At 68.9% G+C, this 11748-nt stretch carries 13 protein-coding genes; 4 read left to right on the plus strand and 9 right to left on the minus strand.

The window, feature by feature from the left end; all coding sequences use genetic code 11:
* Positions 1-8 precede the first annotated feature (8 nt).
* Positions 9-1151, plus strand: coding sequence for an Mrp/NBP35 family ATP-binding protein (locus AC1DVT_RS12830; protein ID WP_477389444.1), 1143 nt, complete (start codon positions 9-11; stop codon positions 1149-1151).
* Between the two features lie 21 nt (positions 1152-1172).
* Here AC1DVT_RS12830 and AC1DVT_RS12835 read toward each other — a convergent pair whose 3' ends face one another.
* Positions 1173-1547 carry a twin-arginine translocase TatA/TatE family subunit gene (locus AC1DVT_RS12835; protein WP_457100247.1) on the minus strand — a complete coding sequence of 125 codons (375 nt, stop codon included), beginning with the start codon at positions 1545-1547 and terminating at the stop codon, positions 1173-1175.
* A 74-nt stretch (positions 1548-1621) separates the two neighbouring features.
* On the opposite strand from AC1DVT_RS12835, the gene AC1DVT_RS12840 reads away from it, so the two are divergent.
* Entirely contained in the window at positions 1622-2257 is a 636-nt protein-coding gene (locus AC1DVT_RS12840; protein WP_477389433.1) for an O-methyltransferase, read from the plus strand.
* Positions 2258-2315: 58 nt separating this feature from the next.
* On the opposite strand, the gene AC1DVT_RS12845 is transcribed toward AC1DVT_RS12840, so the two are convergent.
* From AC1DVT_RS12845 to dapE, 3 genes are all read right to left on the minus strand, one after another.
* Entirely contained in the window at positions 2316-2489 is a 174-nt protein-coding gene (locus AC1DVT_RS12845; protein ID WP_127095811.1) for a DUF3117 domain-containing protein, read from the minus strand.
* A 105-nt stretch (positions 2490-2594) separates the two neighbouring features.
* The gene (locus AC1DVT_RS12850; RefSeq protein ID WP_477389435.1) at positions 2595-3812 is read right to left on the minus strand and encodes a mannosyltransferase family protein; all 1218 of its coding nucleotides are present in this window, start codon (positions 3810-3812) and stop codon (positions 2595-2597) included.
* Positions 3794-4870: a succinyl-diaminopimelate desuccinylase gene (gene dapE, locus AC1DVT_RS12855; protein WP_477389437.1), complete on the minus strand. Its 1077-nt coding sequence runs from the start codon at positions 4868-4870 to the stop codon at positions 3794-3796. The genes AC1DVT_RS12850 and dapE overlap by 19 nt, the downstream gene beginning before the upstream one ends.
* A 42-nt stretch (positions 4871-4912) precedes the next feature.
* Here dapE and dapD point away from each other — a divergent pair, with 42 nt between their 5' ends.
* Complete coding sequence (gene dapD, locus AC1DVT_RS12860; RefSeq protein WP_477389439.1) at positions 4913-5869, plus strand: 2,3,4,5-tetrahydropyridine-2,6-dicarboxylate N-succinyltransferase; 957 nt, start codon at positions 4913-4915, stop codon at positions 5867-5869.
* A 25-nt stretch (positions 5870-5894) separates the two neighbouring features.
* Positions 5895-6704, plus strand: coding sequence for a polyphosphate kinase 2 (ppk2, locus tag AC1DVT_RS12865; protein WP_477389446.1), 810 nt, complete (start codon positions 5895-5897; stop codon positions 6702-6704).
* A 6-nt stretch (positions 6705-6710) separates the two neighbouring features.
* On the opposite strand, the gene AC1DVT_RS12870 is transcribed toward ppk2, so the two are convergent.
* The 5 genes from AC1DVT_RS12870 to AC1DVT_RS12890 all read right to left on the minus strand — a co-directional run bounded on the left by AC1DVT_RS12870 (position 6711) and on the right by AC1DVT_RS12890 (position 11641).
* Complete coding sequence (locus AC1DVT_RS12870; RefSeq protein WP_457100242.1) at positions 6711-8321, minus strand: L-lactate permease; 1611 nt, start codon at positions 8319-8321, stop codon at positions 6711-6713.
* 93 nt (positions 8322-8414) lie between these two features.
* Positions 8415-9713 (minus strand): citrate synthase, encoded by a 1299-nt coding sequence (locus tag AC1DVT_RS12875; RefSeq protein ID WP_457100241.1) that lies wholly within the window; start codon positions 9711-9713, stop codon positions 8415-8417.
* A gap of 118 nt (positions 9714-9831) precedes the next feature.
* Entirely contained in the window at positions 9832-10941 is a 1110-nt protein-coding gene (gene dapC, locus AC1DVT_RS12880; RefSeq protein WP_477389441.1) for a succinyldiaminopimelate transaminase, read from the minus strand.
* A 1-nt stretch (position 10942) separates the two neighbouring features.
* Positions 10943-11260 carry a ferredoxin gene (gene fdxA / locus AC1DVT_RS12885; RefSeq protein WP_457100239.1) on the minus strand — a complete coding sequence of 106 codons (318 nt, stop codon included), beginning with the start codon at positions 11258-11260 and terminating at the stop codon, positions 10943-10945.
* A 9-nt stretch (positions 11261-11269) separates the two neighbouring features.
* Entirely contained in the window at positions 11270-11641 is a 372-nt protein-coding gene (locus AC1DVT_RS12890; protein ID WP_457100238.1) for a DUF6113 family protein, read from the minus strand.
* Positions 11642-11748 lie beyond the last annotated feature (107 nt).

An 11748-nucleotide genomic window follows, 5' to 3' on the forward strand; every position in this document is an offset into this window, starting at 1 on the left:
GAGGCGCGGTGAGCGCTTCGTCCGAGGCGGTGCGGGCCGCGGTCGGGGCGGTGGTCGATCCGGAGCTGCGCCGCACGCTCGATGACCTCGGCATGATCCGCGAGGTCGCAGTGGTCGGCGGCCTCGCATCGGTGGGCATCGTGCTCACCATCGTCGGCTGTCCCGCGGCCGACCGCATCCGCCGGGAGGTGACGGATGCCGCGGCCGCCGTCCCCGGAGTCGAACAGGTCGCACTCGATGTGGGCGTGATGTCGCCGGACGAGCGTCGTGCGCTCACCGAGCGGCTGCGCGGCGGCAATGCGGTCCGTGTCATGCCGTTCGGGCCGGACTCCCTCACCCGGGTGATCGCGGTCACCAGTGGAAAGGGCGGCGTCGGCAAGTCGACGGTGACGGCCAACCTCGCGGTGGCACTCGCCGCGCGCGGGCTCTTGGTGGGTCTCATCGACGTGGACGTGCACGGCTTCTCGATCCCCGGGCTGCTCGGACTGGTCGACGAGCAGGGCCGCACGACGAAGCCGACGCGGATCGACGACATGATCCTGCCGCCGATCGCCCACGACGTGAAGGCCATCTCGATCGGGATGTTCCTCCGTGCGGGCGAGGAGGGCTCAGCGGTCGCATGGCGCGGGCCCATGCTTCACCGGACGGTGAACCAATTCCTCACCGACGTGTTCTTCGGCGACCTCGACATCCTGCTGCTCGACATGCCGCCAGGTACCGGCGATGTCGCCATCTCGGTGGGTCAGCTGCTCCCCCACGCGGAGGTCATCGTGGTCACGACACCCCAGGTCGCGGCATCCGACGTCGCCGTCCGCAGCGCACTCGTCGCACGACAGACCGGCCAGACCGTCGCCGGAGTCGTCGAGAACATGTCGGGGATGGTCCTCCCGGACGGCTCGGTGCTCGACCTCTTCGGCACCGGCGGGGGCGACCGCGTCGCGCGCACCCTCTCAGCCGAGGGTGAGACCGTGCCGCTGCTCGCCTCGATTCCGCTCAGCACGTCCCTTCGGGAGGACGCGGATGCCGGCATCCCTGTCGTGATCGCCCATCCCGAGGATCCGGCCGCCGTCGCCATCGCGGCCCTGGCAGCGGTCATCGCCGGCCAGCCTCGCGGTCTGTCCGGCCGTTCCCTGCCGCTGCGTCTGAGCTGAACCCCGCGGTGACGTCGTGGCCTAGGTGGCTTCCGTGTCGAACGGCGGGGTCTCGTCGGGCGTGAAGGTCCTGCTCTCCAGCGGGGCGGTCGCGACCACGGCGGCTGCCGCCGCAGCGGCGCGCACCGGCGGCACCGGCGCGTCGTCGAGGAGGGCCTCCCGGATGATCCGCCGCGGATCGTATTGCCGCGGATCGAGCGTGCGCCAGTCGACGTCGTCGAAGTTCTCGCCCATCTCGTCCTTGACGCGGGTGCGCGCGACGCGCAGGTAGTCGCGCGCCTGGGTCGTGAAGCGGGCAAGCGTCTCGGCGTACCGCGGCAGACGCTCGGGGCCGATGATGAGCGCGGCGATCACACCGATCACCAAGAGCTTCTCGATCGTCAACCCGAAGAACATGCTCCCAAGGTTACCGTCGCGCCTGAGAGTTCGATCCCGCCCTGGACCGTACGCTGACCATGGAGGAACCGCCAATGGCCGAGCAGGATGCGAACTATCGCTTCGCGAACGAGGCGACGATCGAACCCGAGCACATCGCGCGTGCGCGTGCGCACGCGCTGGAGCTCGGCGCCGCTCCGATCTCGGCAGCAGTGGGCGCCCAGTGCGCCGTCATCGCCGCGGCATCACGAGCGCTGAACATCGTCGAGATCGGCACCGGTGCCGGGGTCTCCGGCCTCTGGCTGCTGCACGGCGCTCCGCGAGCGACGGTGACCACGATCGACACCGAACCGGAGCACCTCGCGGTCGCCCGTCAGCTGTTCGCCGAGGCGCGGATTCCCGCGGCACGAGCGCGTTTCATCACCGGACGCGCCGCCGAAGTGCTCCCGCGGATGAACGAGGCGTCGTACGACATCGTGCTCGTGGATGCCGACCCCGAAGGCGTGATCGACTACGTCGAGCACGGGCTGCGGCTCATCCGCCCGGGCGGAACGGTGCTCGTCCCCCGCGTCATGGGCGGCGGGGCCGTCGCAGACCCGGTGCGCCGCGACGCGGTGACCGTGGCATACCGCACCCTCATCCAGGAGACGCAGGCCTCCCCGGCCGTGATCGGCGCACTCTCGATCGTCGGCGAGGGCCTGCTCCAGCTCACCACCGTCGCAGCGGACTGAAGCGCGCAGACGAGAACGGCCGGTCCGAAGACCGGCCGTTCATCGTTTCACTGGAGCGTCACGCGGGGGCGACGACACCGCCGAGCACGTCGTACAGTTCCTTGGCCTCAGCGTCGTTCACGGAGACGACGAGGCGGCCGCCTCCTTCGAGGGGCACGCGCACAATGATGAGGCGACCCTCCTTTACGGCCTCCATCGGTCCGTCTCCGGTTCTCGGCTTCATCGCTGCCATCGCGGCTCCTTTTCGTCGTAGTCTGCAGAATCAAGTTTATCTCTCAGGCAACACACCGGATAATCCGCTGGGGATGACTACGCCCTGTTGCGCGCCGCCGCCGACTCACGGGATCTGCCAGAAGGTATTCCCGAGTGCGTACATGTTGTAGATCCACCACCACTGGCCGATCAGACAGGCGATCAGCACGCCGACTCGCCACGCGGTCGACTTCGGCATCGCCACTGCGCCCCACAGCGGCGAGAGCGGGATAAGCAGACGGAAGATGCTCGACTGCGGAAAGAAGACGGCGAGCAGGTAGACGAGATAGCTCGCGCCCCAGAGGCGCAGGTCGACGCCCAGTCGCCGGACATGCGGTTCGAACAGCAGCAGCGCGGCCACCGCGAGCACGCCGAGGGCCAGTACGACGTATCCGGTCGCGGCTCCCACTCCCCAGATCCCGAACCAGAACCCGGACCCGGCGACGAAGCCGTCGAACGGCAGGAAGTGCGGGGACGGATCGAGCAGCCAATTGCGGCGCCAGGCGAGTTCTGTGGAGAGGTACGCTTCGGAGTCCCCGGTCACGAGCCCGGCTGCGACCTGCCAGGCGAACCCGACGATGACCGCCAGGAGTCCGGTGGCGACGATGTGCACGATGTGCCGCACGGGCAACGGCTCGCGTCGGCGGGTCAGCCAGCGATGGATGCCGTGCAGGCCGAGGAACAGCGCGAACGCGAGCACCCCCGGTCGGGTGAACCCCATGAGCGGCACGAGCAGGTACAGCCACGCATACCGGCGCTGCAGTACGACCCACAGGCCGAGGAAGAGCCAGAGAAGGAAGAGCGCCTCGGCATAGCCGACCTGGAACAGGGCAGCTAGGGGCGCCGCGGCGAGGAACACGACCGCCCACATCGCGGTGGTGCGGTCGGCGTGCATCCGCGTTATCCGGTACAGCACCAGGCACGCGAGGTACCCCGAGACGACCGATATCGCGACGGCACCGGCGATCCACGAGCCGAGCAGCCCCCCGAGCGCGGCCGCCAGGTAGGCATACAGCGGCATGAAAGCCCATTGGTTCTCGGCGACCAGCCCAGACTCCGTCAGCGGCAGGTCGGCCGGATACCCGTTCACCGCGACGAACCAGTACCACTGGGCGTCCCACCCCACCATGAGGTCGCCGATGGTGGCGTTCGCGCCGAAACGCGAGACCTGGCCGGACAGCTCCGCGGCGACCAGAAGCATGCCCGTCGTCACGATGCGCGCGAGAAGGTAGACGATCGCGATGGAAGCCGCGACCGGGATCCGGCGGCGCTGCGCGGTGGGCGTCAGGAGGTCGTCAGCCACGCCCGAAGCCCGCGCTCGACATCCTCGATCTGGGCGATCGCGACGCGCTCCTCGTCGTGATGGGCGAGGTGCGGGTTGCCTGGTCCGTAATTGACCGCGGGCACGCCGAGGGCGGAGAAACGCGCGACATCCGTCCAGCCGTACTTCGGCTTCGGCTGTGCGCCCACCGCCGCGACGAACTCCCGCGCGAGAGCGGCGTCCAGACCCGGCCGCGCCCCCTCCGCGATGTCGACCACCTCGACGTCGTAGCTGGCGAAGACGTCGCGCACGTGCTGCGCGGCCTCCTCGGCGGACCGGCTCGGGGCGAAGCGGTAGTTGACCTCGACTTCGCAGAGGTCGGGGATGACGTTGCCCGCTACGCCGCCGGAGATGCGGACGGCGTTCAGCCCTTCCCGATACACCAGACCCTCGACCGGCACTTCGCGCGGCCGATACTCGGCGAGCCGGGCGAGCACGGACGCGGCCTTGTGGATGGCGTTCTCGCCGATCCACGCCCGTGCGCTGTGCGCGCGGACCCCCGTGGTGCGCACGATCGCGCGGAGATTGCCGTTGCAGCCCCCTTCGACCTCGCCGTCCGACGGCTCGCCCAGGATCGCGAAGTCCGCGGCGAACAGGTCGGGGCGGGTCTTGGCGAGGCGGGTCAGGCCGTTGAGATCGGCGTCGACCTCCTCGTGGTCGTACCACATCCAGGTGATGTCGACTCGCGGGTCGACGAGCTCCGCGGCGAGCTTCAGCTGCACGGCGACGCCGGCCTTCATATCGACGGTGCCGCGCCCCCAGATGAACGCCTGCCCCTCCTCTGTGATGTCGCGGGTGGGTACGTTGCCGTTGATCGGCACCGTGTCGATGTGCCCCGCGATCACCACCCGCTGCTCCCGACCGAGGTCGGTGCGAGCCACGATGGTGTCGCCGTCGCGGTGGATCGTGAGATGGGCGAGACCGCGGAGGGCCTCGTGGATCGCATCGGCCAGCACCCGCTCATCGCCGGAGACGCTCGGGATGTCGCAGATCGCGCGAGTGAGGTCGACAGAGGTCGCGGAGAGATCGAGCTGCGGCATCCCCCGATCCTACCGAGCGCCCGAGGGCGCTACCGTGGAACGATGAGCGATCAGCGATGGGTATGGGGCATCGGCCTCGCGACGACCGCGGCAGACGGCACGATCCTGGATACCTGGTTTCCGGAACCCAAGATCGGGAAGATCCCCCTCGGGCTCGACCCGTCGATGCCGCCAGAGGACCTTGAGCGGCTCGCCGTCGCCGACGCCCGCCGGGCGGTGTCCGTCGACGTCGTGACCATCGAGGTCGACCTCGACGCACCGCCGGCGTCGACTCCCGACGCCTACCTCCGGCTGCACGCGCTCTCGCATCGGCTGGTGCAGCCGAACGATCTCGACCTCACCGGCATTTTCGGCCATCTGCCGAACGTGGGGTGGACCACCGCCGGGCCGATGCACCCCGATGAGCTGACGCGGCTCCGGCCCTTCCTGCAGCGCGACGGCATCCAGGTGCAGGGCCTCGACAAGTTCCCGCGGCTGCTCGACTATGTCACCCCGCCGGGGGTGCGCATCGCGGATGGATCGCGCGTGCGCCTCGGTGCCTACCTCTCCCCCGGCACAACTGTCATGCACGAGGGCTTCGTCAACTTCAACGCCGGCACCCTCGGCACATCGATGGTCGAGGGCCGCATCTCGCAAGGCGTCGTCGTCGGCGATGGCAGCGACATCGGCGGCGGCTCCTCCATCATGGGGACGCTGTCCGGCGGCGGGGCGCACAAGGTGTCGATCGGCGCGCGCACGCTCCTCGGCGCGAACGCCGGCATCGGCATATCCCTCGGCGACGACTGCGTCGTCGAGGCCGGGCTCTACGTCACCGCAGGGTCGAAGATCGTCCTCGCCGATGAGGCGCCCCGACACGACGGGTCGCGGCCTGTGGTCAAGGGCGCCGATCTCTCCGGCCGCGACGGACTGCTGTTCCGCCGCAATTCGCTCACGGGTGCGATCGAGGCGGTCCGCCGCAAGGGAGTGGGCGTCACGCTCAACGAAGCCCTGCACGCGTGAGAGGATCGCGCACATGACGGATCGGATGCCGAAGAAGGCGTATGAGGAGGAGCTCCGGCGCCTGCAGGCGGAGCTCGTCGACATGCAGGCCTGGGTGCAGGCGACAGGCGCGCGGATCGTGGTGATCTTCGAGGGCCGGGATGCCGCAGGCAAGGGCTCCACGATCAAGCGGGTGTCGGAGTACCTCAATCCGCGCGTCACCCGCGTCGTCGCCCTGCCCACGCCCACCGAGCGCGAGAAGACGCAGTGGTACTTCCAGCGCTACATCCCTCATCTGCCCGCGGCCGGCGAGATCGTGCTCATGGACCGCTCCTGGTACAACCGCGCGGGTGTCGAGCGGGTGATGGGCTACTGCACCAACGTCGAGTACCACCGCTTTCTGCACCAGGCGCCGATCTTCGAGCGGATGCTGGTCGAAGACGGCGTCGTGCTCCTCAAGTACTGGTTCAGCGTGTCGCCGCAGGAGCAGGAGGCCCGCTTCCGCTCCCGTGCCGAAGACCCGATGCGTCGATGGAAGCTCTCCCCCAATGATGTGCTCTCCATCACCCGTTGGGAGGACTACTCCCGCGCGAAGGACACGATGTTCGTGCACACCGACATCCCCGAGGCGCCCTGGTTCGAGGTGCCGTCGGTCGACAAGCGGCGGAGCCGCATCAACATGATCCATCACCTGCTCTCGCAGGTGCGCTACGAAATGGTGGAGCGCGAGGAGGTCGTGGTGCCTGACCGGTCGCCCTCGAAGGGCTACGAGCGGCCCCCTCGCAACATCGAGAACTACGTGCCCGACCACGCTGCCACGGTCGAGCAGCGACCCCAGCGCGCCGTCGGAGGGTGACCGAGGTCAGCCGGGAACGATCTGGGACAGCGTGAACGTCCACACGCAGATGACGGCGAGCATCCCGAGGCTGTAGCCGATCGCCGCACGCAGGATCTCGGACTCGCGGCCGGAGAGCCCGACGGCGCCTGCCGCGATCGCGATGGACTGCGGTGAGATGACCTTTCCGGTCGCCCCGCCCGCGGTGTTCGCCGCGATGAGCACCGTCGGCTGCACGCCGATGGCCTTCGCCGTCGTCACCTGCAGCTGTGCGAACAGGGTGTTGTTGTTGACGACCGAACCCGTGATGAACACACCGAACCATCCGATGATCGGCGCCACCAGCGGGAAGAGGGGCCCGATGGCGGCCAATGCCGACCCGATGGTCGCGGATCCCCCGGAGTAGTTCGCGATGTTCGAGAGCACGAGGATGAGCGCGATGAGCGTGATCGCCTGCCACAAGTCTCGGACTGTCCGGCCGAGCTCTGCCCAGAGGTCGCGGGCGGTGAGCTTGGGCATGAAGAAGAACGCGACGATCGCGGCGAGGAAGATCGCCGTGCCGGTCGCGTTCAGGGGCGTGAAGTCCCAGGTCTGGGTGACCGTCGCACCCGCAGCGGTCTCGACCTGGCCGGTGAGCCCGGGAATGGGGACCTTGAACACCGCCCACGCGAGCGGCCCGCCTTCGGCGAACAGGTCCTTGAACGCCGGGATGCTCCACACCAGGATGAACGCGGTGAGGATGTAGAACGGGCTCCAGGCGACTGCGATCTCCCGCACCGGGTACTGGTGCACAGCCGGCGCCTCGCCGCCGCCTTCGCGGAAGGTGTGCCGGGGCTTCCAGAAGCGCGACAGCACCACGATCGCCGCCATCGCGGCGAGCCCCGCGCCGAGATCGGCGAGCTCCGGACCGAGGAACCACAGCGCGCCGCCCTGCACCAGGCTGAACGCCACGCTCACCACGAGCGCCGCGAGCCACGTCTCGCGCAGCCCGCGCCAGCCGTCGATGATCACGACGAGCAGGAACGGCACGAAGAAGGTGAGGGGCTGCAGCAGCAGGACGAGCATCCGCGACAGGTCCTGGACGTCGACGCCGCCGACATTCGCGCCGACGATGACCGGAATGCCGATCGCCCCGTAGGCGCCGGCCGCCACGTTGGCGACCAGGCAGATCATGGCGGCCTTGACCGGACGGAAGCCGAGCTGCACCAGGAGGGCCGCGCAGATCGCGATCGGCACGCCGAACCCCGCCGCCCCCTCGAGGAAGGCGCCGAAGGCGAAGGCGATGAGGAGCACCTGGATGCGCTGATCGGCGGAGATGCTGCTGATCGAGCCGCGGACGACTTCGAAGTGTCCGCTCGCCACGGCGAGCCGGTACAGCCACACGGCCATCACGATGATGTAGGCGATGGGCCAGAGCGCGTTGAGAAGCCCGTAGAGCCCGGCGCCGGCGGCTGCGGAAGCCGGCATCCCGAACACCCACAGCGCCACGACGATCTCGGCGCCGACCGCGATGAGGGCCGCGATGATGCCGGTCAGTTTGAAGACGACCAGGCACACCAGGAAGAGCAGGATCGGGACGGCGGCGACGAGCGCGGAGAGCCAGAGGATCCCGAGCGGGTCCGAGGGTTGAATCCACATGGCCGTTGTCCATTCGCCGAGGGGCGGCGGATGCACCCGCCAGCGCTCAACCTAGCGAACGCGCGCTTGTCAGCGCCAGAAGGCCGGCGCGGGTCAGCTCACGCCCGGGTAGTTGCGCTCGGCGGCGCCGACGTAGAGCTGCTGCGGGCGACCGATCTTCGTCTGCGGGTCGGACTGCATCTCGCGCCAGTGCGCGAGCCATCCGGGCAGACGGCCGATGGCGAACAGGACGGTGAACATCCGCGTCGGGAAGCCCATCGCCTTGTAGATCACGCCGGTGTAGAAGTCGACGTTCGGGTAGAGCCGGCGCTCGCGGAAGTAATCGTCGCTCAGTGCGAGTTCCTCGAGCTCCTTCGCCAGGTCGAGCAGCGGGTCGTGCACGCCCAGCTCGGTCAGCACCTCGTCGGCCGACTCCTTGACGAGCCTCGCGCGCGGGTCGTAGTTCTTGTAGACGCGGTGCCCGAAGCCCATGAGCTTCACGCCGTCTTCCTTGTTCTTGACCCGCTCGACGAAGCGCTGGACGCTCTCGCCGGAATCGCGGATGCGCGCGAGCATGTCGAGCACGGCCTCGTTCGCGCCGCCGTGCAGCGGCCCGTACAGCGCGTTGATGCCCGCAGAGATCGACGAGAACTGGTTGGCGCCGGTGGATCCGACGAGCCGAACGGTCGAGGTCGAGGCGTTCTGCTCGTGGTCCTCGTGCAGGATCAGCAGCCGCTCCAGCGCACGCGACATGACGGGGTTCAGCTCGTACCGTTCGCTGAGGACGCCGAAGTTGAGCTTGAGGAAGTTGTCGACGAATCCGAGGCCGTTGTCGGGGTAGAGGAACGCCTGCCCGATGCTCTTCTTGTGCGCGTAGGCGGCGATCACCGGCAGCTTCGCGAGCATGCGGATCGTGTTGAGCTCGACGTGCTCGGGGTTGTTCGGATCGGACTGGTGCTCGTAATAGGTCGACAGCGCGGACACCGCGGACGACAGCACCGACATTGGGTGCGCGGTGTGCGGCAGCGACGAGAAGAAGCGCTTGAGGTCTTCGTGCAGCAGCGTGTGGTGGCGGATCCGCTCATCGAAGTCGGCGAGCTCGTCGGGGGTCGGCAGCTCACCATAGATGAGCAGCCACGCCACCTCGAGGTAGGTGCTGTTCTGCGCGAGCTGCTCGATCGGGTAGCCGCGGTAGCGCAGGATGCCCTGGTCGCCGTCGATGTACGTGATCGCCGACTTGGTCGCCGACGTGTTCACGAACCCGTAGTCCAGCGTCGTGTGACCGGTCTGGCGCGTGAGGGTGGAGATGTCGATGCTCGGCACGCCATCGGTGCCGCGCAGCAGCGGAAGCGCCGCGGTGCGATCGCCGATGATCAGGGTTGCCTTGTCCTGCTTTGTGCCCGCGTCGCTCACGGCGCCTCCTCGCGATTTCTGTTCGATCCGGGGGGTCGTCGGCTCGGGACGGGGCCTATAGAGCGCCTGACGAGCCTGCGTGCGGGAGGCGGATGCCGCTCCCCCGCGCCTTTACAGCCTAGTGGGCGCGGTGGAGCCGTTCCGCCGCGGCGGCGATGCGCTCGTCGGTCGCGGTCAGCGAGAGCCGCACGTGCCGTGGGAAGTGCGGGCCGTAGAAGTGGCCCGGGCCGGCCAGAATCCCAAGATCCGCGAGGCGTCCGATGCTGTCCCAGGCGTCTCGGCGTTCGGTGGCCCAGAGGTAGAGACCGGCCTCGCTGTAGTCGATCCGGAAGCCGGCGGCCTCGACCGCGGGCTTGAGCACGCTGCGCCGGTGGCGGTAGCGCTCCTTCTGCGCGGCGACGTGCGCCTCATCGCCGAGGGCCGCGACCATGGCTTCCTGAACCGGAGCCGGAAGCATGAGCCCGAGATGCTTGCGGGCCGTGAGCAGCGGGCCGATGATCTCCGGATCGCCCGCGAGKAACGCCGCGCGATAGCCCGCGAGGTTCGACTGCTTGCTCAGGGAGTAGACCGAGAGGATGCCGGTGACGTCGCCGCCGGTCGCTCGCGCATCGAGCACCGAGGGGATCGGCTCGGCGTCCCAGGGCGCCTCCCAGCCCAGTTCGGCATAGCACTCGTCCGACGCGAGTACCGCTCCGATCTCCCGGGCGCGGGCCACCGCGGCACGCAGGTGCGCGGCATCCCATACCCGTCCATCCGGGTTGCCGGGCGTGTTGATCCAGATGAGGCGCGCGTCTGCCGGCCACTCGGCCGGATCGTCGGCCGCGACGGGCGTCGCGCCGACCAGCCGGGCCCCGACGTCGTAGGTGGGATAGGCGGCGCGCGGGTGCACGACCACGTCACCCGATCCGAGTCCCAGCAGGAGCGGAAGGAGTGCGACGAGCTCCTTCGACCCGATCGTCGGAAGGATGTGCGCGGGGGTCAGGCCAGGCACGCCGCGGCGCCGGGCATACCAGTCGACGACGGCTTCGCGGAGAGCGGAAGTTCCCATCGTCTGCGGGTAGGCGTGGGCGTCCGTCGCCGCGGCGAGGGCATCAGACACGATCGCGGGCGTGCGGTCCACGGGCGAGCCGATCGAGAGATCGACGATGCCGTCGGCGTGGGCGCGGGCACGCTGTGCGTACGGTGCGACCGCGTCCCACGGGTAGTCGGCGAGGTCGGCGACCCCCACGTCAGGCCTGTGGGGGCAGTGCGGCGATGATCGGGTGGTCGGTGTGGATCACGCCGACCTTCGCAGCCCCACCGGGTGACCCGACCTCGTCGAAGAACTCGACGTTCGCCTTGTAGTAGTCCGACCACTCCTCGGGGAGGTCGTCTTCGTAGTAGATCGCCTCCACCGGGCACACCGGTTCGCAGGCGCCGCAGTCCACGCACTCGTCCGGATGGATGTACAGGCTCCGGTCACCCTCGTAGATGCAGTCCACCGGGCACTCGTCGATGCACGCGCGGTCCTTCACGTCCACACACGGCAGGGCGATCACATACGTCACGAGCCCAGTCTAGTTCTCCGGTCGGAAGCGGATGCGGTCAGGCAGGCCTACCGCGATGGCGATGAGGATCGGAATGGAGATCGTCCAGACGATCCCGAGCGACGAGTCCGGGACGATGACCGATCCCCCGGGTCCGCGGCCGGAGAAGAGCAAGGTCGCGACCATCATGCCGATGCCGGTCGCGAGCGTGGCCCAGCGATCCGAGGTGAGCAGGCGCACGGCCAGCAGCAGCGCGGCAGTTCCGATGATCGCGAGGATCAGTCCCAGTGGGAACCATCCGACGGTGAACGTGTGCGCGATCGTCCCGGCCAGCCCGTAGAGGGCGCCGACCAGCAGCGCCACGATCCACGTGACGATGCGGATGGGAACAGAGGTGCGCACCCCCCGACTCTAGCGGCCGGGTGGGAAGGCACCACAGAGCGTCGCCGAGTGCCCACGCCGTACTCTGACCCTGTGGGCATCTCCTATCGGATCGCGCAGTTCCGGGC

Source organism: Microbacterium sp. P2_F9, from assembly GCF_056403635.1.

Excerpts from the sequence above, each read along its gene's own strand:
- AC1DVT_RS12835 (WP_457100247.1), bottom strand. The coding sequence starts at position 1,547 with ATGTTCTTCGGGTTGACGATCGAGAAGCTCTTGGTGATCGGTGTGATC.
- AC1DVT_RS12840 (WP_477389433.1), top strand. The coding sequence starts at position 1,622 with ATGGCCGAGCAGGATGCGAACTATCGCTTCGCGAACGAGGCGACGATC.
- AC1DVT_RS12870 (WP_457100242.1), bottom strand. The coding sequence starts at position 8,321 with ATGTGGATTCAACCCTCGGACCCGCTCGGGATCCTCTGGCTCTCCGCG.
- ppk2 (WP_477389446.1), top strand. The coding sequence starts at position 5,895 with ATGCCGAAGAAGGCGTATGAGGAGGAGCTCCGGCGCCTGCAGGCGGAG.
- dapE (WP_477389437.1), bottom strand. The coding sequence starts at position 4,870 with ATGCCGCAGCTCGATCTCTCCGCGACCTCTGTCGACCTCACTCGCGCG.
- AC1DVT_RS12845 (WP_127095811.1), bottom strand. The coding sequence starts at position 2,489 with ATGGCAGCGATGAAGCCGAGAACCGGAGACGGACCGATGGAGGCCGTA.
- dapD (WP_477389439.1), top strand. The coding sequence starts at position 4,913 with ATGAGCGATCAGCGATGGGTATGGGGCATCGGCCTCGCGACGACCGCG.